This window comes from Vibrio sp. A8-1 (assembly GCF_013048685.1).
Classification (GTDB): domain Bacteria; phylum Pseudomonadota; class Gammaproteobacteria; order Enterobacterales; family Vibrionaceae; genus Vibrio; species Vibrio metschnikovii.
This window is the reverse complement of record NZ_VHTC01000001.1, coordinates 1-23,811: the sequence shown is the minus strand read 5'-3', so window position 1 is coordinate 23,811 and position 23,811 is coordinate 1. Positions and strand designations below refer to the sequence as shown.

Here is a 23,811-nt window from a genome sequence, read left to right as displayed (position 1 = left end):
TAATGGAAAAATTTCGAGTTATTGGGTCAGATAAGCCGCTGCAAGGTGAAGTGACCATTTCCGGTGCAAAAAATGCTGCACTGCCTATTTTATTTGCGTCCATTTTGGCCGAAGAACCAATTGAAGTCGCTAACGTCCCTCACTTACGTGACATTAATACCACGATGGAACTGCTCAAACGCTTAGGCGCAAAAGTGGAACGTAATGGTTCGGTTCATGTTGACGCTAGCCAAATTAACCAATATTGCGCGCCATACGACCTCGTAAAAACCATGCGTGCCTCTATTTGGGCATTGGGTCCACTGGTTGCGCGCTTTGGTCAAGGCCAAGTTTCGCTACCCGGTGGTTGTGCGATTGGTGCACGTCCCGTCGATTTGCATATTCATGGCCTCGAGCAATTGGGTGCGACGATTACGTTAGAAGACGGTTATGTCAAAGCGAGCGTTGATGGGCGCTTACAAGGTGCGCATATTGTTATGGACAAAGTCAGTGTCGGTGCCACGATTACCATCATGTGTGCCGCGACATTGGCAGAAGGTAAAACGGTATTAGATAACGCTGCTCGAGAGCCGGAAATTGTTGATACTGCTGCCTTTTTAAATAAACTCGGCGCTAAAATTACCGGTGCAGGTACAGACAGTATCACTATCGAGGGTGTTGAACGTCTTGGTGGTGGTCGTCATGCTGTGGTTGCTGATCGCATTGAAACGGGCACCTTTTTAGTTGCTGCGGCAGTCTCTCATGGCAAGATCCTCTGTCGCAATACCAAAGCCAGTTTACTGGAAGCGGTACTCGCTAAATTAGAAGAAGCTGGCGCAGAAATTGAAACTGGCGATGATTGGATAAGTTTGGACATGACTGGGCGAGAGCTGAAAGCCGTGTCAATTCGCACCGCTCCCCATCCTGGTTTTCCGACCGATATGCAAGCCCAATTTACTCTCCTGAATATGATGGCCAAAGGTGGCGGTAAAATTACCGAAACCATCTTTGAAAACCGTTTTATGCACGTACCTGAATTGATGCGTATGGGAGCCAAAGCCGAAGTTGAGGGGAACACGGTGATTTGTGGTGATGTCGAATCATTGAGTGGAGCTCAAGTGATGGCAACGGATCTACGAGCTTCCGCGAGCTTAGTGATCGCGGGTTGTATTGCTAAAGGTGAAACCATCGTTGATCGGATTTATCATATCGATCGTGGCTATGAACGCATCGAAGATAAATTGTCGGCGTTAGGGGCTCATATCGAACGTGTCAGTGAGCCAAACTAACGGGCTCAAGGGTTAATGAGCCGAAATTTTAGGATTTCGGCTTTTTTATTTAAGCTCCATTGGAGAATCTGCATGATTGCTGTCTTGCGTCTTTTGGCATTAGCTCTATTTGCTGTTGTGATGTTTGTTTTTGGATGTGGCTATTGTTTGCTCAGTCCGCGCAATCCAAAACACGTTTTCACCTTTGGCCGTCTGTTTGCCAAAATGTCTCGGGTATTTGGTATTACTTTAGAGCTGCGTATTCCTGAGGATGCTTATCATCGTGGTCAGGCGATTTATATTGCTAACCATCAAAATACTTGGGATCTTTTTACCGTCTCTGCGGCGGTAACGCCTAAAGTGGTCACGGTAGGCAAAAAAAGCCTATTATGGACGCCGTTGTTTGGTCAGTTGTATTGGCTAACCGGCAATATTTTGATTGATCGCAGCAATAAGGCCAAAGCTAAAGGCACGATTGATCAAGTGGTGGATAGTATGAATAACAGTGACGTTTCGGTCTGGATGTTCCCTGAAGGAACGCGTTCCCGTGGCCGGGGGTTACTGCCTTTTAAAGCGGGTGCTTTTCATGCTGCGATAGGTGCGAAAGTGCCGATTATTCCGATAGTGTGCAGTTCTACCAATCATTTACGTTTAAATCGTTGGAATAATGGTCATGTGATTGTCGAAATGCTGCCGCCCGTTAGTACGGAAGGGTTAACTCGAGAACAAGTCCGTGAATTATCTAAGCAGTGTCACCATGATATGCAAATCAAATTGGCTGAACTTGATGCCGAAGTGGCGCGATTAGATGCTCAACCAGCTCGTGGATAATTGCCTTTTATAGAATCACTGAGCCGTTGAAGTCTCGCTAATACATCAGAGAAAAGAAAAAAGGTTGCTTATCAAGCAACCTTTTTTATCGCGAGAACGCTTATCGACGAACAGCGATCGCTTCAATTTCAATCCCAACATCTTTCGGTAAACGAGCCACCTCAACGCAAGAACGTGCAGGGTAATTGGCGACGTTGTGATCATCAAAAAATTGACCGTATACTTGATTTACGGTCGCAAAATCATTGAGATCTTTGACAAACACGGTCATTTTAACGATATCACCTACCGTTAATCCTGCCGATTCAACCACCGCTTTAACGTTATCTAAAGATTGTTTTGCTTGAGCAGCGATATCAGCAGGGACTTCTCCTGTCACTGGGTTTACAGGGATTTGGCCTGAAGTCAACACCATGTTACCTAAATCAATTCCCTGAATATAAGGACCGATTGCCGCTGGAGCCGATTCGGTATGCAGAACTTTAGTCATGCGAGTTATTCCATAATCTTGATTAAAAATGAGTTTTTAGTGTGCCTCTAAACCTAGTAGAGGTAAAGAGGCAATCGGCAGAACCTTGGCGGTTTGCACTTCGTTTATGGATGTTACGTCGTTAGTACGAATGAACTCTGTTTAGGCTTCGCGTTCGGTGACCACTTCGCGTGAAAAGACTTTCTCACAGTATTTACATTTAAGACGAATTTCATTGGCTTTCTCAAAAATGCGGAAGCTACTCTCAACGGGTTCATTGTGTGAGATACAGTTGCTGTTTGGGCAAGCAAAAACGTTATTGATCTTTTCTGGCAGCGTTAAGGCTAATTTTTTAACGACTTGATAATCTTCTATTTGGTTAACCGTTGCATGGGGGGCATAAAGTGCGAGTTTATTGGCTTGATCTTCGTTGATAAAGACATTCTCTATCTTCAGGAGATCTTTATGGCCAAGTGCAGAAGAGGGAAGATTGAGTCCGATAGTGACGCGTTGGTGAGAGTTGTGCATATCAAATAAACGCAAGACTTTGATCCCAACCTTGGCTGGGATGTGATCAATAACCGTCCCGTTTTTAATCGCTTCAACTTGCAGTTTAGTCTCTTTATTCATGTTCGGCTCCATTACAGTGACTCATTTAACACAAGGGCGAGCAGTGCTTCACGGGCATAGACCCCATTCTCGGCTTGTTGAAAGAAGTAGGCGTGCGAGGTTTTATCGACATCCGTTGTGATTTCATCAACCCGTGGCAACGGATGGAGGACTTTCATGTTTGAGCGAGCGTCTTGCAGCATCGTCGCCGTTAACACGAAGGCGGATTTAATATGCGCGTATTCTGATTCATCGAAACGTTCTTTTTGGACTCGTGTCATGTATAAAATGTCGAGTTCAGGGATCACGCTTTCCATATCGCTATGTAGGCTGTATTGCAGCCCGGCATCATCAAGTTCTTCACAAATGTAATCGGGCATTGCCAGTGCTTCTGGAGCGACAAAGAAGAAGCGGTTGTTGTCAAACTTCGCCAATGCTTGAGTTAAAGAGTGAACGGTACGGCCATATTTCAAATCACCGACAAAGGCGATGTTTAAGTTATTTAAACGGCCTTGAGTTTCAAAAATGGAGAATAAGTCGAGCAGGGTTTGTGTCGGATGTTGATTCGAACCATCACCAGCATTAATCACCGGTATGCCATTAGAAAATTCAGAAGCAAGACGAGCGGCTCCCTCTTGAGGATGACGCATAACAAATGCATCAACGTAAGAGGCTATCACCTGAACTGAATCGGCTAAGGTTTCGCCTTTTTTAGCCAGTGACGTATTACCACCATTATCAAAACCAATCACGCTGCCACCGATACGTTGTACCGCTGTTTCAAAAGAGAGTCGCGTTCGAGTTGAGGGTTCGAAAAAACAACTGGCAATAACCTTATCTTTAATCAGAGTCGGTTTCGGTTCTGCTTTTAGCTGACCTGCGGTGTGGACAATCAATTCCAGTTCTGCTCGTGATAGCTCAGAAATGGAGATGATGTGCTTTTGGTAAAGCGAATTGGTCATAATGTCTTCCCTTGCTTGGTGTTTCGGCCATAAAAAAGCCCCCCGATCTGGGAGGCTATTTATTATCAATAAAGGGTAACAACGCATTGACTAGTAAGCAAAATTGCTCACCGCAATGAAGCATAGAAACATGGTTGATATCGTTTCTGTTCACAAGCCACCCCTTAGACAAATTGCTGGGCATTATACGCCGAACTTTTCTCAAGGCAAGCGTTTGCTTAGTGAGTTTTTCGTTTACTTATTAACCATTAAATGCATGGTTATCCACCTAAGGTGGCGACCATCACGGCTTTGATGGTATGGAGTCGGTTTTCCGCTTGATCAAACACGATCGCGTGTTCGGACTCAAACACTTCTTCAGTAACCTCTAAGCCTTGCATACCATATTTTTCGGCTACTTGTTTACCAACGGTGGTTTGATCATTATGAAAGGCGGGTAAGCAGTGCATGAATTTAACGCGAGGATTCCCCGTGGCACGAATAGCCGCCATATTAACTTGATAAGGCGTCATGATCGCCACGCGTTCGTCCCACGCTTCGGGTTCTTCTCCCATTGAGACCCAAACATCGGTGTAGAGGAAATCGCAGCCTTTGACGCCTTCTGCCACATCTTCGGTCAAGGTAATACTTGCCCCTGTTTGTTGGGCAATACTTTGACAAATATCGACTAATTGACGATCTGGCCAGAAAGCTTTAGGAGCGACTAAGCGAATATCCATGCCCATTTTTGCCGCGCCGACCATGAGTGAATTACCCATGTTATTGCGCGCATCACCAAGATAAGCAAAGCGGATTTGATCTAGAGCTTTACCATGAGAAAACTCTTGCATGGTTAGGAAATCAGCCAGAATTTGCGTTGGATGAAACTCATCAGTCAGGCCATTCCATACTGGAACCCCAGCATATTGGCCAAGTTCTTCGACGATCGATTGACCATAACCGCGATATTGGATGCCATCGTACATACGGCCCAATACTCGTGCGGTATCTTTCATCGATTCTTTATGGCCAATTTGTGAGCCGGAAGGGCCAATATAGGTGACTTGAGCGCCTTGATCAAAGGCGGCAACTTCAAAAGCGCAGCGGGTACGTGTGGAGGCTTTCTCAAAAATAAGCGCGATGTTTTTGCCCAGCAAGGTTTTTTGCTCGGTGCCTGCGTATTTGGCTCGCTTTAAGTCCGCCGCTAGACTCAACAAAAATTGAATTTCTTGGGGAGTGAAGTCAAGTAATTTTAGAAAATTACGCTGACGCAAATTAAAAGCCATATCGAGTCCTTAACCATAAAAAAGAATAGGACCAGTTAAACATATAAATGCTATAAAAGTGAATAATTATTTTTTGTTGGGCGGTGAGTTATGTGAAATAACTCACCGCATTGGATTACAAGTTTTCTTCCGCAAATTCGGCTAAGCGGCTGCGGACGACACCATTGAGATGGATGTTGGCACTACCTTCGAAGTTTTTGAAACGCTCAACCATATAGGTAAGCCCTGAGGTTACTGGTGTGAGGTAGTGGGAATCAATTTGTGCCAAGTTACCTGAACAGACAATTTTGGTTCCTTCTCCACAACGAGTAATGATGGTTTTAATTTGTGATGCGGTTAAGTTTTGGCACTCATCCAATAAGACAAAGGCATTTTGTATTGAGCGGCCACGCATAAAGTTGATCGACTTAAATTGAATATTGGCTTTATCACAGATGTATTTGAGCGAGCCCTCGGTACAGTGATCGTGCTTGTGCAGCGCTTCTAAAGTATCGGTGATGGCGGCTAACCACGGCATCATTTTCTCTTCTTCACTACCCGGTAAAAAGCCAATCGACTCACCAATGTCGGGTGTGTTGCGAGTCACAATGATTTTATCGAACATTTTGCGTTCGATGGTTTGGTCTAAGGCGGCCGCCATAGCCAGTAACGTTTTACCACTACCGGCCGCGCCGGTGAGAATGACTAGATCAATCTCAGGATCGAGCAAGGCATCTAATGCCATGGCTTGATAAATGTTTTTTGGCATGATGTCCCAGACTTTGCGGTGCATGAGCCGTTCACGTCCAAGATCACGTAGGGTTATTGAGTCATCGCTGAGGGTTTCGACTCGAGCGGTGAAGTCACTTTCTTCATCCAATACATATTGATTAATGTAGGTGGGTTCGAAGGGTTTGCGATCCAATTTATGGAAAGTTTTGCCTCCCAAAGTATAACTGTCCACACTATCGACATTATCCCAAAAATTACCGGGACGGGTCTGAAAGCCTTTTGTGAGGTATTGTACATCGTCAATTAATTGGTCAGTTCGGTAATCTTCAACAAAGCGTACTCCCGCTCCCTTCGCACGTAAACGCATGTTGATGTCTTTGGTGATTAATACCACCGAACGCGGTGCGCGCTTATTTTGTAGGTGCAATACGGCATTCAAGATCCGATTGTCTCCCTCCTTGTCGGTAAACGCTTTAACCGTTTCATGCACTTCGTAATCGGCCAAAATGGCAATCGTTCCTTTATTGCCACCTGAATTTTTTAAGGGGATACCTTCAGAGATCTCATCCGGTGTTGCATCGTGGAAAATGTTTTCCAAGGCACGGATGGCAACTCGTGCGTCTCGGGCCACATCGCGTTTGCTGTCTTTAATTCTGTCGAGTTCTTCGAGGACGGTCATCGGGATGACGACGTCGTGTTCTTGGAAGGAGTAAATTGCAAGAGGTTCATGCAATAGTATGTTGGTGTCTAGGACAAACAGTTTCCGGTCAGTATCGCCCATAAGCGTCTCCTTGCTATGTGATAGCGGGTATAATGAAGGTCTGCATTCTTGTGCTTACGATCGATTCTACGCTGTCGCCAGGTTGTCGATCACTGCGGATAGAAGGCAAACTGGTATGGATACTCTCTGTTTGAACAAGCATATCGTATGCCAACAAATCTTACGTCGACGTAAGCTGATACCAGTTTGGTATCGTTTGGCAACCTGCTGGTCTTTTTCAGTATAGCAACCTATTGAATTAGCATTGCCATTAAAATGTGACACTTTGATGTCAGCCAACCACTCAAGAAAAAAAGCGTGGAATGGGCGTGACCTGTATCACGCCATCAAGTAAGATTAGCGACCTTTTTCTGCACCATAACGGTAGGACAAGTAGACTTTTTCTTGACGCCGGTGCAGTCACGGTAACGGATAATGTTTAATCCCAATAGATGAGGTAGTCTTGATGACTTTTGCTTTAGGGCAACGCTGGATAAGTGATACAGAAAGTGATTTAGGGTTGGGTACAGTGGTCGCGATGGACGCTCGTACAGTGACGTTAATGTTTGCCGCATCCGAAGAGAACCGAGTGTATGCGCGTCATGATGCGCCAGTCACACGAGTGGCTTTTAATGTCGGTGATACGGTTGATAGTCAAGAAGGTTGGTCACTCAATGTTGAACAAGTGGTGGAAGATCAGGGCGTACTCACCTATTTAGGGACTCGTGAAGATACTCAACAAGCAGGCATTGCATTGCGAGAGATTTTTCTGAGTAACCAAATCCGCTTCAATAAGCCACAAGATAAGTTGTTTGCTGGGCAAATTGATCGGATGGATAACTTTGTGTTGCGTTATCGTGCGTTGACCAATCAATACCAGCAGCATAAAAGCCCAATGCGCGGCCTATGTGGTATGCGTGCGGGGTTAATTCCTCATCAATTATACATTGCCCATGAAGTGGGTCGCCGTTATGCCCCTCGTGTCTTGTTAGCCGATGAAGTAGGTCTTGGTAAAACCATCGAAGCGGGGATGATCATTCATCAGCAAGTGTTGGCTGGACGCGCAGAGCGGATTTTAATTGTGGTGCCTGAAACATTGCAGCATCAGTGGCTGGTAGAAATGCTGCGCCGCTTTAACTTGCACTTTTCGGTATTTGATGAAGAGCGCTGTGTTGAGGCCTATGCCGAAGCGGATAATCCGTTTGAAACCCAGCAATATGTTTTATGTTCATTAGATTTCTTACGTAAAAGCCGGCAACGTTTTGAACAAGCGCTCGAAGCAGAATGGGATCTGTTAGTGGTTGATGAGGCGCACCATTTACAATGGAGCCAAGATAAACCGAGTCGTGAATATCAAGTCATCGAAGGATTAGCAGAACGCACACCCGCGGTATTATTGTTAACCGCGACACCAGAGCAATTGGGACGCGAAAGTCATTTTGCTCGTTTACGCTTGTTGGATGCGGATCGTTTTTATGACTATGACGCGTTTGTTAAAGAAGAAGAGCAATATGCGCCTGTCGCTGATGCCGTGAGTGCGCTGTTATCTGGTCTTGTATTGACTGATACCGCAAAAAATCAAATCGCGGAATTATTATCTGAGCAGGACGTCGAGCCCTTACTGCGGGTACTAGACAGTCAAGCTGACGAACAGGAAAAAGCCGCTGCCCGTGATGAGTTGATCAGCAATCTTATGGATCGCCACGGTACAGGACGCGTTCTATTTAGAAATACGCGCGCTGCGATTAAAGGCTTCCCTAAGCGGAACGTGCATTTATTGCCGATGGAGATTCCAGCGCAGTACAGTACTTCAATGCGCGTCGCGGGGATGATTGGTGGTAAGCTGAGTCCACAAGCGCGAGCGATGAAAATGCTCTATCCAGAAGAAATCTTCCAAGAGTTTGAAGGCGATGATGCGAGCTGGTGGCAGTTTGATTCACGAGTCAATTGGTTGATTGATAAGGTTAAAGCCAAACGTAGCGAAAAGATTTTAGTCATTGCATCTCGCTCAAGTACCGCGTTGCAATTAGAGCAAGCTCTTCGTGAGCGAGAAGGGATCCGCGCGACGGTGTTCCATGAAGGAATGTCGATCATTGATCGCGATAAAGCGGCGGCTTATTTTGCTCAAGAAGAGGGCGGAGCTCAGGTACTGATTTGTAGTGAAATTGGCTCTGAAGGACGTAACTTCCAGTTTGCTCACCAACTGGTTATGTTTGATCTGCCGTTTAACCCTGATTTGCTTGAGCAGCGGATTGGTCGCTTAGATCGTATTGGTCAAGAAAATGACATCGATATTTATGTACCTTATTTGCAAGGGACGTCACAAGGGATTCTGGCTCGCTGGTTTAATGAAGGATTGAATGCTTTTGCTGAAACGTGTCCAACTGGGCGTGCGGTCTACGATCAATTCTCCGAAGCTTTGATCGCAATGCTAGCCACGGCAGACAGCAGTGAATTGGAGAGCGTGATCGACGCTTCAGCTAAGCTTAATCAAACCCTAAAAAGCCAATTGGAACAAGGGCGTGACCGTTTATTGGAAATGCACTCGAATGGTGGAGAAAAAGCGTTGCAGATCGCTCAGTCGATTGCAGAAACCGATGGCGATACCAATCTGGTTTCTTTCGCATTAAGTTTGTTTGATGCCGTTGGGTTAAATCAAGATGACCGTGGTGACAATGCTTTAGTGGTTACGCCTTCTGAACATATGATGGTTTCGAGTTATCCCGGTTTGCCTTATGAAGGGGCGACGATTACTTTTGACCGTAATACAGCGCTCTCTCGTGAAGATATGCACTTTATCAGTTGGGAGCACCCGATGATTCAAGGTGGGATTGATCTTCTAATGAGTGAAGGGGTTGGCGTTTGTGCGGTATCATTGTTGAAAAATAAAGCGCTGCCAGTGGGGACGATTCTATTAGAGATGGTCTATCTGGTGGATGCTCAAGCGCCTAAGAGCAGCGGTATCAGCCGTTTCTTACCCGCAACCCCTATCCGCATTCTGATGGATGGCCGCGGCAATGATTTATCGGCGCAAGTCGATTTTGAAAGCTTTAATCGCCAGTTAAGCCCGGTGAATCGTCATTTAGCCAGTAAATTAGTCGCTTCTGTACAGGCTGAGATTCATCGCTTGATCGTTGCCAGCGATCCTGCGGTTAGCGCGAAAGTAGAGGCGATTCGTGAGCAGGCCAAGCAGGAGATGGAGCATAACTTGCACGCAGAGTTAGCGCGTTTATTGGCACTGAAAGCGGTTAACCCGAATATCCGTGATGAAGAGATCAGCGCATTAGAGCAGCAGATGAGCGCATTAAGTGGGTATATTTCTCAAGCGCAATATCAACTTGATTCACTGCGTTTGATTGTGGTTTCACATAACTAACGTTATATCTCGTACGCTTTAATGTTAAAAGGCTTTGTCAAATGACAAAGCCTTTTTTGATCCGTTCGAATCGGATGTGAAATAGAGCCCCCGCTTTTACGATTAGATTAGCCATTTCCACCAAATAAACAGCGCTAAGAAACCGAATAGATAAATCAATCCGACGATCGATAACGCTCGCGTTTTTTTACCGAGCGCTAATTCGGCTGGTAAAGGGGTCTTAGTGACTAAGATGTAATTAAGTAGGGCAAAAAATGGCGTGGTCATAAATGCCATTACCATGGCAAAGTTGAGCATCGGCATCAAGGCAAACGCCCAAAAGACAATGATGGCTAACGCCAGCGCTGAAACGATAAATAGCCATGTTTGAAACAAACGAGGCGAAGCGTGAGTTTTATGTTGCAGTAAACGCTGTGCTTCGGCAATTACACGCGAATAGCCATCAATCACGGTAATCGTGCTGCCAAAAATACAGAAAAAGGCGATAACAGCAATCAAATAGCGCGACCATTCACCAATGGTGGAAGCGTACAAACCAACCAGCTGATGAGAAAATCCAATCCCTGATTGTGCCAGCTCAACCCCTGTACCGTGTAGCACCAAACTGCCCAGGGCAAGAAACACGATAGCGAGCACGGCAGTACCAATATAGCCGACATTAAAATCAAACAGTGCTGACTGTGCAGTCACATTTTGTTGGCGGCGCTGACTTTTTAGCCACATTGAGGTTAAGCTCGAAATTTCAATCGGTGCCGGCATCCAGCCCATCGTCACGACGATAAAACCGATCGCAGCGAATGTCCAAGGTGAGGGCGTTTCGCTGACCACGGTTAATGGGGCAGGCCCAGTTGCGGCAATAAAGACTGCGGTGAGAGTCGCTAGGGTGAGCACTGCCATGATGGTTTTGGAGAGAACATCCAAAGCTTTGTAGTGCCCTGCGATCAAAATAATCAAACAAGTTACTAAAATGAAGCCGCTAAGTACGCTGGTCGCTATTTCAAATGGGATGAAGTAACCCAGTAAACTGGCACTGAATAACAGTAACGCAGCCGTATTAACTATTGCGGAGAAAATACTTAATAGAGTGAATCCCCACAGGTAGGTTTTTCCTAGTTTAGCGTAACCTTCAACGAGGCTTTCTCCGGTTCCCATGGTGTATTGAACACCAGCTTTAAAGAAAGGGTATTTGAATAAATTCACCAGTAAAATCAATGCCGCTAATTGCCAGCCATAAATTGCGCCAGCTTGAGTGGAAGCGACAAGATGGGAGCCTCCTACTGCCGCTGCGGCCATCATGATCCCCGGACCAAGTGAGCGAACTAATTGTTTTAACCTGAGTTTTTCGGTGTTTGAATAAGGGACACTGTTTTCCATTCTCGATCCTTTTTCTACCTTTGACTTGCGTTTGCGGTCACTTGGTTTTAGGCCATGATTCAGCAATCTTCAGTGCCAGAGGTATGATTGATAGTTGTGTTTGATTTATTGTTATGGTCACTATCCCCTTCCTACTTGAAGCTACAGCGGTGTTGGCTACGTTGGTTCACACCGATCGCATCGTCTGCCTATGCTCATGGGGATGAACTCACTTGCCGCCTACCTGCAACTCCAAGTGATTTGGGTATATGAATTATTGATCTTATGTCAATATATCGTATCAATATCATAGGTTAATATTCTGTCAACTTTTAGTTACGTTTTCGGTGGAGTTACTAAGCTCAAGCGATGCATAAAGTGCCGATCATCCCTCTTACTATCAATCTGCAACTTGACCCCATTTAAGTATATAATGCGGCGTTTTTTCCTGATGAGACAATAATAATGGCGATGATTGAATACCATCCCCCCACCGATCCGTGGATAGATGTGGTGTATGAAGATGAGTATATTTTGGCGGTCAATAAACCGTCAGGATTACTCTCTGTGCCCGGCAAACATATTGAGCATTATGACAGTATGTGGAGTCGTTTGGTGGCTGAGCATTCTGAAATCCAAGTCGTGCATCGTTTAGATATGTCGACGTCAGGTTTAATGCTGTTTGCTAAGAATAAATACATGGAAGCGGCGCTGAAAAAGCAGTTTCAGTATCGATTAACTCATAAAGTCTACTATGCGCGAGTATGGGGCAAACTTGAGCAGCAGCAAGGTGAAGTTGATTTACCATTAATTTGCGATTGGCCGAATCGTCCGCGACAAAAAGTCTGTTTTGAGCATGGTAAAGCATCGAAAACCTTGTATCAGGTGGTTAAGCAAGAGGAGCAGACAACGATTGTTCGTTTGTTTCCTGTCACGGGGCGTTCTCATCAGTTACGGGTACATATGTTAGCGATTGGGCATCCGATAGTCGGTGACGAGTTTTATGCTTCTCCGGAGGCATTAGCTTTTTCTGATCGATTAGCCCTGCACGCTGCAGAACTCAGTTTTTATCATCCACGCAGTCATTGGCTGCGAACCATTTTTGTACCGTGTGATTTCTATCCCGAAGCTGAGGCGGTGATCTTGGATCATTTTGATCCAGAAAGAAAACTACCGGATTATAAAACTCTACCTCGTCCTTAATGTGATTGAACGAGACGAAGTGAAGTAATCAATGTGCGATTAAAGTGATTTGAGGGAGTGGTTTATGTCATTACTTAACATGGTGTTTTTGGATCGAGCGACGATCCCTCGTCATATTGATCTTCCCGATCTGAGCGTTGCTCACCAGTGGCGAGAGTATGATTTTACGACGCCTGAGCAGGTGCTTGAGCGCATCGGTGACGCTGATATCGTGATCACTAATAAAGTGGTACTCACTCGCGAGATACTGGCTCAACTGCCGAAACTCAAGTTGGTCGCGATTTCTGCAACAGGTACGAATAATGTTGATTTACCGGCGTGTCGTGAGCTAAATATTGCGGTGTGTAATGTGCAGGGGTACGCGACTCAATCGGTCCCTGAACATGTTATTGCGATGATGTTTGCTTTAAGGCGCAATCTCTTTGGGTATCATCAAGATATTGCTGCCGGAGAGTGGCAACGCAATAAGCAGTTCTGTTTCTTTACTCATCCGATTGGTGATATTGCCGGTAGTGTGATGGGTATTATTGGTGGTGGATCGCTCGGTAAAGCAACGGCAGCCCTAGCTCAAGCATTAGGGATGCAAGTGATGTTTGCAGAACACAAAGGTGCTGAGTCTTGCCGTGAAGGGTATGTTCGTTTTGAGCAGGTATTAACGACGGCTGATGTATTAACACTGCATTGTCCTTTAACGGCAGCGACCACCCATTTAATCAGTCAGCCAGAGTTGGCGTTAATGAAACCGAATGCGCTGGTTATTAATACCGGTCGAGGGGGATTAATTGATGAAGTGGCTCTGGTGGATGCGTTAAAGCAACGTCGTATTGCTGGAGCTGGGGTGGATGTGTTTACTCAAGAGCCCGCTGACATGGGGAATCCACTGATTGCCAATATGGACTTACCGAATTTATTACTCACTCCACATGTTGCTTGGGGAAGTGATAGTGCGATTCAACGTCTGGTGACGATACTAATCGCTAATATCGAGGCATTTATTGCTGGAAAGTCGCAAAATAGGTTGGTTTAGTTACAGGTTATAAAGAGAAAGGCAGCGTTATTGCTGCCTTTCTTGTTAAGTAAAGATGATATTTATAAAGCGCTGATAGTGGCTTTTTGTTCGATTAACTTCACTAGGGTTTCTTGATAGCTATTGAGTTTGTCACGCTCGACAGCAACCACCGCTTCTGGGGCTTTAGCGACAAACCCTTGATTGCTCAGTTTGCCTTCGATGCGTTTGATCTCGCCTTCGGTTTTGGCGATTTCTTTCGCTAGACGCTCAAGTTCAGCTTGTTTATCAATCAATCCTGCCATCGGGATCATCAATTCCGATTTGCCGACCAGTGCGGTAGCACAAGCTGGCGTTACTTCATTGCTTTCGATCACTCGTACGGACTCAAGTTTGGCGAGAGAAATCAGCACAGGTTTATTGGCTTCAACGCGTGAGGCATCTTCTTCGCTAGCAACTTTTAACATTACCGATAAAGGTTTGCCCGGATTAATGTCATATTCAGCACGTAGGTTACGAATGCTGGTAATAAAGGCTTTTACCCATTCAATATCATCCAGTGCCTGTTGATTAAAGTTCTCTGGATTATATTGAGGTAGTGCTTGGAGCATGATGGTCTCGCCCTCAACCCCGTCAACCAGAGGCTTGATGCTTTGCCAGATGGTTTCGGTAATATAAGGGATCACCGGGTGAGCCAAACGCAGTGTTTTTTCGAGAACGGTAATAAGGGTGCGACGCGTACCGCGTTGCTGAGCTTCAGACCCTTTCCAAAGAATGGGTTTGGTTAGCTCTAGATACCAGTCACAGAATTGGTTCCAGATAAACTCGTATAAGGTATTTGCAGCCATATCTAATCGGAAATTATTGATATGGTTATTAAACTCTTTGGCTGCTAGCTCAAACTGGGATTCAATCCACTTGTCGGCCAGTGAGTACTCGATCTCACCAACAGTAAACCCACAGTCTTGCGCTTCGGTATTCATTAACACGTAACGGCTGGCATTCCACAACTTATTACAGAAGTTACGGTAGCCCTCTAAGCGTTTCATATCCCAGTTAATATCACGACCGGTTGAAGCCATGGCTGCTAGCGTGAAGCGCAGTGCGTCGGTTCCATAAGGTTCGATACCGCTTTCAAACGTTTTACGCGTGTTTTTCTCGATTTTAGCGGCAAGTTGAGGCTGCATCATGTTGCCACAACGTTTCTCAACTAATGACTCTAGATCAATACCATCGATCATATCGATAGGATCGAGGACATTACCTTTCGATTTTGACATTTTATCGCCATTTTCATCACGGATAAGGCCGGTGACATAAACGGTTTTAAATGGGACTTGAGGTTTGCCATGTTCATCTTTACAGAAATGCATGGTCATCATGATCATCCGTGCTACCCAGAAGAAAATAATGTCAAAGCCTGTCACCAATACATCTGATGGATGGAAGGTTTTTAGTGCATCGGTATTTTCTGGCCAGCCTTGTGTACCAAACGTCCAGAGAGCAGAGGAGAACCACGTATCTAACACATCGTTATCTTGCTTAAGCACTACGACTGGTGCAAGGTTGTGTTTAGTTCGGACTTCTTGTTCATCACGACCGACATAAACGTTGCCATCATTATCATACCAAGCCGGAATACGATGTCCCCACCATAGCTGACGAGAAATACACCAATCTTGTACGTCGCGCATCCAAGAGAAGTACATGTTTTCGTACTGCTTAGGCACAAACTGGATGTCACCGTTTTCGACGGCTTCGACGGCTGTTTTTGCTAATGGAGCTGTGCGCACATACCATTGATCGGTCAGCATCGGTTCAATTACGACACCACCACGATCACCGTACGGTACGGTCAGATCATGATCTTTGATTTCATCCAGTAAGCCCAGTTCGGTAAATTCAGCAACGATTGCTTTGCGTGCGGCAAAACGCTCCATACCGTGGTATTTTTCTGGAAGCTCACTGCTGTACACATCACTTGCTTCACCATTACTATTAAACACTTCGGAAGCATCACGAATGTTGGCATCAAAGGTGAGAATGTTGATCATCGGTAATTGATGGCGTTTACCCACTTCATAGTCATTGAAGTCATGAGCTGGAGTGATTTTTACACAACCCGTGCCTTTTTCCATATCGGCGTGCTCATCGGCAACGATAGGAATGCGGCGATTGACGATAGGGAGTAAAATTTCTTTACCGATCAATGCTTGGTAACGAGGATCTTCAGGGTTAACCGCGACACCAGTATCACCGAGCATGGTTTCAGGACGAGTGGTGGCGACGACGATATAATCTTTACCGTCCGCGGTTGTAATACCATCGGCTAACGGATAGCGGAAATGCCACATGTGGCCTTTGATATCTTTATTTTCAACTTCAAGATCGGAAATCGCGGTGTGCAGTTTTGGATCCCAGTTAACAAGACGTTTGCCACGATAGATCAAATCATCTTCATACAAACGAACAAACACTTCTTGCACGGCATTTGATAGGCCGTCGTCCATGGTAAAGCGTTCACGCTCCCAATCGACGGAAGCCCCTAGACGACGTAGCTGTTGAGTAATCGTACCGCCAGATTCAGCCTTCCACTCCCAAATCTTGTCGATAAACGCTTCACGACCATAATCATGCTTCGTTTTGCCTTCTTCTGCAGCAATTTTGCGTTCAACGACCATTTGGGTAGCGATACCGGCGTGATCCGTTCCAACTTGCCATAAGGTATTTTTACCCTTCATGCGCTCGCAACGGATCAAAGTATCCATGATGGTATCTTGGAAGGCGTGACCCATATGAAGGCTACCAGTGACGTTCGGTGGCGGGATCATAATGCTGTACGCTGGCTTTGAAGTGTCACCGTGTGGCTTAAAGTAGCCGTTCTCTTCCCAAGTCTGATAGAGAGCTTGTTCGATTGCTGTTGGGTTATATGTCTTTTCCATAGTGCTCTTAAATGGATACTGTGAATGGTTAATCTTAGTCAAACTTCATAAGTGAAGGATCTTGGTCAAGATCGCCTTAACTATAAGGTTTGACCTACGGATGCTGTAGCTCGACAGTTTGTAACTGATAGCCTGCTTGACGATAGATTTTATATCGTTCACGTGCCAGCTGCTTGGTTTTTTCTTCGCAGGGGACGAAGTCTACCACCTCTCTAAAGGCGTTCGCAAAGGTTGTATGATTATCGGCCAGATTTATTACCAATTGGCGGTTGTAGCTTGGCTTCACTCCGTGATAACCAATCTCAATCGGAGTGCCATATTTGGGACCTTCACCGATCAGGTTATGAGCGATAAACTGAGTGGGCTCAACTTGCCAAAAGCGTTCCGCTAACTGTTCTGCGTGAAGCTGGTCTTGGCAATGTACGTACACCTTGGCACCTTGCCGAGCAAAATGGTGCGCTAGGTAAACAATATAGTGCTCAAATCCTGTAATGGTCGCTTGAGGGCTATCATTAGCAATTAAATAAAAGGTTGCGGTTGCCATTGGTTACCTCACATTGATTGCAATAAAAAAGGGCCGTTTGGCCCTTTTTGAGGTTTATTCCTCGCTATCGTGGCCACTACGATTGAGGAGAAATTGCACTAACATCGAGACTGGACGTCCAGTCGAACCTTTGGCGGCTCCCGATTTCCAAGCTGTACCAGCCACATCAATATGTGCCCAATTATATTTCTTGGTAAACTTCGATAAGAAACATCCTGCGGTGATGGCACCACCTGGACGACCGCCGATATTAGCCATATCAGCAAACGGGCTCTTTAATTGTTCATGATATTCATCTGCTAGCGGTAAACGCCAAGCACGATCACTCGATTGCTCAGAGGCGTTGATCAACTCATGAGCCAGAGGGTTATGGTTCGACATAACGGCACTGATGTGATGACCAAGAGCAATGACGCAAGCTCCCGTTAAGGTTGCGACATCAATGACGCAATCGGGTTCAAAACGCTCAACATAAGTTAGCGCATCACACAGTACTAATCGCCCTTCAGCATCGGTATTCAATACTTCAACGGTTTGGCCTGACATGGTAGTAAGGATATCGCCTGGGCGATAGGCATTACTGCCAGGCATATTTTCACAACCAGCCAAAATACCCACCACATTAATGGGTAGATTCAGCTTTGCCAGTGCCTTCATGGCACCAAACACTGAAGCTGCGCCACACATGTCGTATTTCATCTCATCCATGGCTTCGCCTGGTTTGAGTGAGATACCGCCTGAATCAAAGGTTAAGCCTTTACCAACCAGCACAATCGGTTTTGCTGTTGGGTCTGCGTGTCCTTTATATTCGATCACCGACATCATGGATTCATTTTTCGAACCTCGGCCTACCGCTAAATAAGACGTCATACCGAGTTTTTCCATCTCTTCTTCACCAATGATTTTGGTGGTGATGGTCGGATAATCGTCCGCTAAACGACGGGCTTGAGAAGCCAAATAGGCTGGGTTGGCGATATTCGGTGGCATATTACCAAGATCTTTACTGGCTTTCACACCAGAAGCAATGGCTAAACCATGGTTGATGGCTCGTTCACCTAAGCTTAATTCTCGGCGAGTTGGAACATTAAATACCAGCTTACGCAGTGGGCGACGAGTTTCTGGCTTAACACTTTTAAATTGATCAAAGGTATACAAACCATCTTTGGTTGCTTCTACGGCTTGACGAACTTTCCAGTAGGTGTCGCGGCCTTTAACGTGTAACTCAGTTAAGAAGCATACTGCTTCCATTGAGCCAGTTTCGTTAAGAGTGCTAATGGTTTTTTGGATGATCTCTTTATATTGACGTTCACCCAGTTCACGCTCTTTACCACAACCTACCAGTAATACTCGTTCAGACAAGACTCCCGGAACTTGATGCAACAGCAACATCTGGCCCGGTTTTCCTTCTAGATCACCGCGACGCAATAGTGAACTGATGTAGCCATCACTGATTTTATCAAGCTGTTCTGCTACTGGAGAAAGTCGGCGTGGTTCAAAAACCCCCACCACAATGCATGCACTGCGTTGTTTTTCTGGGCTACCACTTTTAACACTGAACTCCATGCGTACTCCTACATCCTAAAGACAAATAGAACTAAATGTTAGATAATGCATTCTTACTTGATGAATCCGTTAATGGATCAACCTATAGTTTAGGTGTTCTAACAGATAGCGAAATTTTAAAAAAATAAAAGGTTCAACGGGAAATTATAGTGATTCAATCAAAAAAACAAGTTTTGCATAGGTTATTTCAGCGTGATTATTGTTAGATATTTGATCCGAGAGACATTAAAGAGCCAGTTTGCGATCTTTTTCGTGCTGTTTTTAGTGTTTTTGAGCCAAAAATTCATTCGTGTTCTCGCTGATGCTTCGGATGGTGAAATTCCTGCGCGAATGATCCTATCAATCGTCGCGTTAAATATGCCAGCGATGGGATTGCTCATGCTGCCGCTGAGCTTATACATCGGTATTCTGCTGACCTTTGGTCGCTTGTACGCAGAAAGCGAAATCACCGTAATGAACGCAACGGGTATCGGAAATAAGTTTCTGATCCGCGCCGCGCTTTACTTAGCGATCATTACCTCAAGTGCCGCGGCTTTTAATGCTTTTTGGTTATCGCCATGGAGCCAAGATAAAGAAGCTCAACTCATTGAACAGTTAGCGGCGGAAAGTAGCGTTGATTTATTACAAAAAGGTCAATTTCAGCGCTCGCCAGATGGTTCATCAGTGGTTTTTATTGATAACATCGAAAATAGAAAGTTACAGAATGTTTTTGTCGCACAGCTTGCCCCCCGTCAATCGATTTTACCTAGCGTGATGTTTTCTGATTCTGGCGAAGTCAAAGAATTGAGTGATGGCCGGCAGATGATCACTATGCATAATGGCGTTCGTTATGAAGGGGTTCCGACGCGATTAGACTATATGATCACGCGTTTTGATCAATACGAAGGTCTCATTGGTCAACGCTCGGTCAAGGCTAAAGGACGTGATTGGCAAGAGACGCCGACTTTAGCTTTGATTCGGAATCCGGATCCGCGTGCGCAAGCAGAGCTGCAATGGCGTATTTCATTGGTATTGTGTATTCCACTATTAACAATGTTGGTGGTGCCACTGTCGGCAGTCAATCCGAGACAGGGACGATTCGCCAAAATGGGCCCTGCCATTTTGATTTATTTAACCTATTTCTTAACCATCAGTGCCATGAAATCGGCTTTAGAAGATGGAACGATTCCGATTGAAATCGGTATGTGGCCCATCAACGCCGCCTTGTTATTTGCAGCGATTATTGCAAATACCTTGGATAGCGTATGGGTAAGAAAGATAAAAGACAAATTCAGACCAAAGCGCAAGGTGGCCTAATTCGTGTTTAAAATTTTAGATTGGTATATCGGGCGAACCATTATTGCAACCACAACTCTTGTACTGGTGACCTTCGTGGGCTTGTCCGGCATTATTAAATATGTTGAACAGTTAAGAAAAGTTGGCGATGGCAGCTATGATCTTTTGCAAGCCTTGTTTTTTGTGCTGTTAAGTGTGCCGCGTGATGTGGAAATGTTTTTTCCTATGGCAGCGCTACTGGGTGCGCTCATCGGTTTAGGAGCCTTAGCCGCCAGTTCAGAATTAGTGGTGATGCAAGCCTCTGGCTTTTCTAAATTAGATATCGGTTTATCGGTGCTCAAAACCGCGATTCCCTTAATGATTATTGTTACGTTACTGGGTGAATGGGGCGCTCCTCAAGCTCAAAAAATGGCGCGTGATATGCGCGCCTTCGCAACCTCTGGTGGTAATATCCTTTCCGTAAGGACAGGTGTATGGGCCAGAGACGCCAATGATTTTATCTTTGTTGCGAAGATTGATAATGAACGCCTCTATGGTCTGAATATGTGGCGTTTTGATGAGCAGAAACAGCTTCGTCATGTGGTATTTGCTGAACAGGTGGATTATTTAGGTGATAATCATTGGTTAATGAAACAAGTACAGATAACTGATTTACAAGATAATGTGGTTCTGACCAAACAATATTTAGATGTCTACCAATGGCGTACGGCCTTAGCACCCGATAAATTAGCGGTTGTGACGGTTAAACCTGAAGAGCTCGCCTTAAGTGGTCTGTATGATTATGTTCATTACTTGAAAGCCTCTGAGCAAGACGCCTCTCGTTATGAATTAGCCTTGTGGCGTAAATTGACTCAACCATTCTCGATTGGTGTGATGATGTTGATGGCATTGTCATTTATTTTTGGTCCACTGCGCAGCGTAACCATGGGAGCGAGAATTCTTTCTGGGGTGATTGCGGGTTTCACTTTTTACATTTCCAGTGAGTTTTTTGGTCCATTAAGCTTAGTTTACGGTTTCCCCCCAGCTTTTGGTGCTATTGCCCCTAGCTTGGTCTTTCTCACGATTGCCGTTATGTTATTACGTCGTAAGTTGTAGAATGAAACAAAGAAGGGGAGATAATTTATCTCCCCCTTATTCTTTTCGAGCAAGATACCTTTCTTTTTACAGCTCAACGCCGCTTGGTTATACGTTTCAACGAGATTGATTGACTACAACCACTTCTGTCTTCGCCCATATATCTTGAAAACTGCGTTTTTGTGGATCAATCAGCACCGTTAGATTCCCTAATCCTAGCCCTGCAGTTGCAAGCCGAATAAGAGCTTGTGTGGTCGTAATTAAGCTACCGTCTTGATTACGGACCAAGATCTTTGATGCTTTCATGCCTAAGGTTTGCCCATACTTGGTCCAACAATAAACAAAAAAGTAAATCCAAATGGTAGCCAAATACAAGGTATAGGCTGGACTGAAAGTGGGATGACGAGTTAAAAATTGGCTGACATTTTGATAAGGGCCATAACTTAGGACACCAATGGCGACTAAGGTTTCTAAAATAACCATTATCATACCGCCCGCGACGATCAATAAAGAAACAACAATCAATGAATCATAGAGTAGAGCGGTCAATCGGCGGAAAAATCCGGCTGACAGTAAGGTTGAAGTTTTATTCATAGTCGTCTGTGTAAAGTGCGATAAATGACCATCAGCATATCGGTAGTTTGTCGCTCTGGAAAGAGAGTTAGAAAAACAAGAGGTGTTGTGGCGAAATATTCAGCAAACGATTTGTTTTTCAATATTTTTTTATTGCGCTAGCGTCGTTCTTACGTATAATGCCGAACATCAGATGGCAATAGCCAAGATGCCGATGTGGTGAAATTGGTAGACACGACGGATTCAAAATCCGTTTCCTTCGGGAGTGGCGGTTCAAGTCCGCCCATCGGTACCATTATTTATACAACAAAGCCTCGACGAAAGTCGGGGCTTTGTTGTTTCTGAAGCAACCACATCGATATTTTCAATTTCATGCCGCTAATATGTTAACCGCAAGCACAGTTAGCGACCTCTGAGGGTGATCTTGCCCTGCGTATCTCCTACACTAGAAAAAATTCTATTTTGTTGGTCCTGATCGTGGCAAGTACAAGCATAAAAATCACCGTCGATAGATTGCAGCCAGGTTTACATATTCGCTTACCAGTTAAATGGAATGAGCATCCTTTCTTATTTAATAGTTTTAAAATTCAGTCCATTGAACAAATTCAGTTGATCAAGCACTTGGGCATACAGCATGTCTTTTTAAATCCCGCACAAAGTGATACTTCGCCTTTACCTCTCGATAGTGAGTCTCAAACAGTAGCAGAACCGACGGATCTTGATGAACAGGCGGATAAACTCTGGCAGGAGAAAGAACAGCGGATAGAGAAACTCAATCGTTATCGTCGCCAAGTATTAGAGTGTGAAAAAGAGTTCGAACGTTCTTTGGCGCGTATGCGAGCAATTATGAATAAAATTCGTAGTCGCCCGGCTGATGCTATTGATGAAGCCAGTGCCTTAGTTGAAGAGATCGTCGACAAGTTATTGAGTGATGAGAATGTTACTTTGCACTTAATGAATAGTAAAAGTGAATTTGAAGATATCTATTTCCATTCACTGAATGTTTCGGTGATCTCAATGATGATCGCTAAAGCTAAAGGGCTCACAGAGCAACAAATCAAACAAATTGCTTTTGCAGCACTATTTCATGACATTGGTAAAATAAGAGTACCGAGTGCGATTGTACGTAAAACCACTCCGCTCACTGAACCAGAGAAAAATTATCTTAAGCTACACACAAAATATGGCTTAGAAATGGTGAGTAGTTTTGAAGCTTTTCCAGAAAGCGCAAAAATTGTTATTGAGCAGCACCATGAGTTAAGCGATGGTTCTGGATACCCTAAAGGTCTTAAAGAAGCCGATATTGATGAATTAGCTCAAGTCATTTCGGTTGCGAATGCATTTGATAATCTGTGTCATCCAGCGATTGCCAGCGAGCAAAAAATTCCTTATATCGCACTTTCTTATCTATATAAAAATGCCAAGCATCTTTATAACCAGGAAAACTTAAGTATTTTAGTGAAATTTATGGGGGTATATCCACCAGGTACAGTAGTGCAATTGTCGAATCATGCTATTGGCTTGGTGATATCCGTCAATGCTAAGCAGCTATTATCGCCGAATGTATTGATTTATGATCCTTCGGTTCCTAGAACACAAGCGCCGATTATCGATCTCGCCGATAAGGAAATAAAAATCCTGAGTGCAATTTTGCCACATAAGCTTCCTGATAACATTCGTGATTACTTAAACCCAAGAGCTCGTATTTCCTATTTCTTTGACAGTGATGATTAGTTATCCACAGGAAGGTGTGGGTAATATGTTGGCTATATGATGATAAGTGGTAGGTAAATAATGGCTTGCTGGTTATTTGCGCAAACAGTGTTTTTTTCGGGAAAATTTAAAATTTACGCTTGCCAAGTTTATCGAACTCCCTATAATGCGCCCTCACTGACACGGCAGACGCCGCAAGGCTTCAGGTAGTGTTGGTTGAGGGAAAGCTTCTAAAAAAGAAAATTTGAAAAAGTGTTTGACTCTTCAAATTAACTCGCTAGAATTCACCTCCGCTTCGAAGCTCAACGAGAGATTCGCAAGCCAGCTCTTTAACA

18 protein-coding genes and 1 tRNA gene are annotated in these 23,811 nt (G+C 44.7%); 9 read left to right on the top strand and 10 right to left on the bottom strand.

What is annotated here, in order from left to right:
• Nucleotides 1-2: 2 nt before the first annotated feature.
• The gene (gene murA / locus FKN93_RS00095) at nt 3-1,268 is read left to right on the top strand and encodes a UDP-N-acetylglucosamine 1-carboxyvinyltransferase (RefSeq protein ID WP_154170075.1); all 1,266 of its coding nucleotides are present in this window, start codon (nt 3-5) and stop codon (nt 1,266-1,268) included.
• 72 nt (nt 1,269-1,340) lie between these two features.
• Nucleotides 1,341-2,078: a 1-acylglycerol-3-phosphate O-acyltransferase gene (locus FKN93_RS00090; protein ID WP_004394596.1), complete on the top strand. Its 738-nt coding sequence runs from the start codon at nt 1,341-1,343 to the stop codon at nt 2,076-2,078.
• A 100-nt stretch (nt 2,079-2,178) separates the two neighbouring features.
• On the opposite strand, the gene FKN93_RS00085 is transcribed toward FKN93_RS00090, so the two are convergent.
• From FKN93_RS00085 to FKN93_RS00065, 5 genes are all read right to left on the bottom strand, one after another.
• Nucleotides 2,179-2,568, bottom strand: coding sequence for a RidA family protein (locus FKN93_RS00085; RefSeq protein WP_004394597.1), 390 nt, complete (start codon nt 2,566-2,568; stop codon nt 2,179-2,181).
• Between the two features lie 141 nt (nt 2,569-2,709).
• Nucleotides 2,710-3,177, bottom strand: coding sequence for an aspartate carbamoyltransferase regulatory subunit (gene pyrI, locus FKN93_RS00080; RefSeq protein WP_158138937.1), 468 nt, complete (start codon nt 3,175-3,177; stop codon nt 2,710-2,712).
• Between the two features lie 11 nt (nt 3,178-3,188).
• Nucleotides 3,189-4,118: an aspartate carbamoyltransferase gene (pyrB, locus tag FKN93_RS00075; RefSeq protein ID WP_161438766.1), complete on the bottom strand. Its 930-nt coding sequence runs from the start codon at nt 4,116-4,118 to the stop codon at nt 3,189-3,191.
• A 260-nt stretch (nt 4,119-4,378) separates the two neighbouring features.
• The gene (gene argF / locus FKN93_RS00070; RefSeq protein WP_158144662.1) at nt 4,379-5,383 is read right to left on the bottom strand and encodes an ornithine carbamoyltransferase; all 1,005 of its coding nucleotides are present in this window, start codon (nt 5,381-5,383) and stop codon (nt 4,379-4,381) included.
• A gap of 115 nt (nt 5,384-5,498) precedes the next feature.
• A complete protein-coding gene (locus tag FKN93_RS00065; RefSeq protein ID WP_004394601.1) occupies nt 5,499-6,875 on the bottom strand; it encodes a PhoH family protein in 1,377 nt (458 codons plus the stop codon).
• A gap of 445 nt (nt 6,876-7,320) precedes the next feature.
• On the opposite strand from FKN93_RS00065, the gene rapA reads away from it, so the two are divergent.
• Nucleotides 7,321-10,230 (top strand): RNA polymerase-associated protein RapA, encoded by a 2,910-nt coding sequence (rapA, locus tag FKN93_RS00060; protein WP_170904251.1) that lies wholly within the window; start codon nt 7,321-7,323, stop codon nt 10,228-10,230.
• 102 nt (nt 10,231-10,332) lie between these two features.
• Here rapA and FKN93_RS00055 read toward each other — a convergent pair whose 3' ends face one another.
• Nucleotides 10,333-11,604, bottom strand: a complete 1,272-nt coding sequence (locus FKN93_RS00055; protein ID WP_154170083.1) for a divalent metal cation transporter — start codon at nt 11,602-11,604, stop codon at nt 10,333-10,335.
• A 444-nt stretch (nt 11,605-12,048) separates the two neighbouring features.
• Here FKN93_RS00055 and FKN93_RS00050 point away from each other — a divergent pair, with 444 nt between their 5' ends.
• Both FKN93_RS00050 and FKN93_RS00045 read left to right on the top strand, forming a co-directional pair.
• Nucleotides 12,049-12,786, top strand: a complete 738-nt coding sequence (locus FKN93_RS00050) for a pseudouridine synthase (RefSeq protein WP_004394604.1) — start codon at nt 12,049-12,051, stop codon at nt 12,784-12,786.
• 64 nt (nt 12,787-12,850) lie between these two features.
• On the top strand, nt 12,851-13,813 hold the full coding sequence (locus FKN93_RS00045; RefSeq protein ID WP_158144665.1) for a D-2-hydroxyacid dehydrogenase: 963 nt from the start codon (nt 12,851-12,853) through the stop codon (nt 13,811-13,813).
• 62 nt (nt 13,814-13,875) lie between these two features.
• On the opposite strand, the gene FKN93_RS00040 is transcribed toward FKN93_RS00045, so the two are convergent.
• From FKN93_RS00040 to pepA, 3 genes are all read right to left on the bottom strand, one after another.
• Nucleotides 13,876-16,734, bottom strand: a complete 2,859-nt coding sequence (locus FKN93_RS00040) for a valine--tRNA ligase (protein ID WP_170904250.1) — start codon at nt 16,732-16,734, stop codon at nt 13,876-13,878.
• A 94-nt stretch (nt 16,735-16,828) separates the two neighbouring features.
• Nucleotides 16,829-17,278 carry a DNA polymerase III subunit chi gene (locus FKN93_RS00035; RefSeq protein WP_158138932.1) on the bottom strand — a complete coding sequence of 150 codons (450 nt, stop codon included), beginning with the start codon at nt 17,276-17,278 and terminating at the stop codon, nt 16,829-16,831.
• A gap of 54 nt (nt 17,279-17,332) precedes the next feature.
• Nucleotides 17,333-18,841, bottom strand: a complete 1,509-nt coding sequence (gene pepA / locus FKN93_RS00030; protein WP_004394608.1) for a leucyl aminopeptidase — start codon at nt 18,839-18,841, stop codon at nt 17,333-17,335.
• A gap of 192 nt (nt 18,842-19,033) precedes the next feature.
• Between pepA and lptF the strand changes: the two genes are divergently transcribed.
• The gene (lptF, locus tag FKN93_RS00025; protein ID WP_072670376.1) at nt 19,034-20,137 is read left to right on the top strand and encodes an LPS export ABC transporter permease LptF; all 1,104 of its coding nucleotides are present in this window, start codon (nt 19,034-19,036) and stop codon (nt 20,135-20,137) included.
• A gap of 3 nt (nt 20,138-20,140) precedes the next feature.
• The gene (gene lptG / locus FKN93_RS00020; RefSeq protein WP_004394610.1) at nt 20,141-21,211 is read left to right on the top strand and encodes an LPS export ABC transporter permease LptG; all 1,071 of its coding nucleotides are present in this window, start codon (nt 20,141-20,143) and stop codon (nt 21,209-21,211) included.
• A 96-nt stretch (nt 21,212-21,307) separates the two neighbouring features.
• Here the strand turns inward: lptG and FKN93_RS00015 are convergent, their stop codons facing one another.
• Nucleotides 21,308-21,784, bottom strand: coding sequence for an RDD family protein (locus FKN93_RS00015; RefSeq protein WP_170904249.1), 477 nt, complete (start codon nt 21,782-21,784; stop codon nt 21,308-21,310).
• Nucleotides 21,785-21,973: 189 nt separating this feature from the next.
• On the opposite strand from FKN93_RS00015, the gene FKN93_RS00010 reads away from it, so the two are divergent.
• Together FKN93_RS00010 and FKN93_RS00005 are read left to right on the top strand one after the other, a co-directional pair.
• A tRNA-Leu gene (locus FKN93_RS00010) sits at nt 21,974-22,058 on the top strand.
• A gap of 182 nt (nt 22,059-22,240) precedes the next feature.
• Nucleotides 22,241-23,497 carry an HD-GYP domain-containing protein gene (locus FKN93_RS00005; protein WP_004394611.1) on the top strand — a complete coding sequence of 419 codons (1,257 nt, stop codon included), beginning with the start codon at nt 22,241-22,243 and terminating at the stop codon, nt 23,495-23,497.
• The last annotated feature ends 314 nt before the right edge of the window (nt 23,498-23,811 follow it).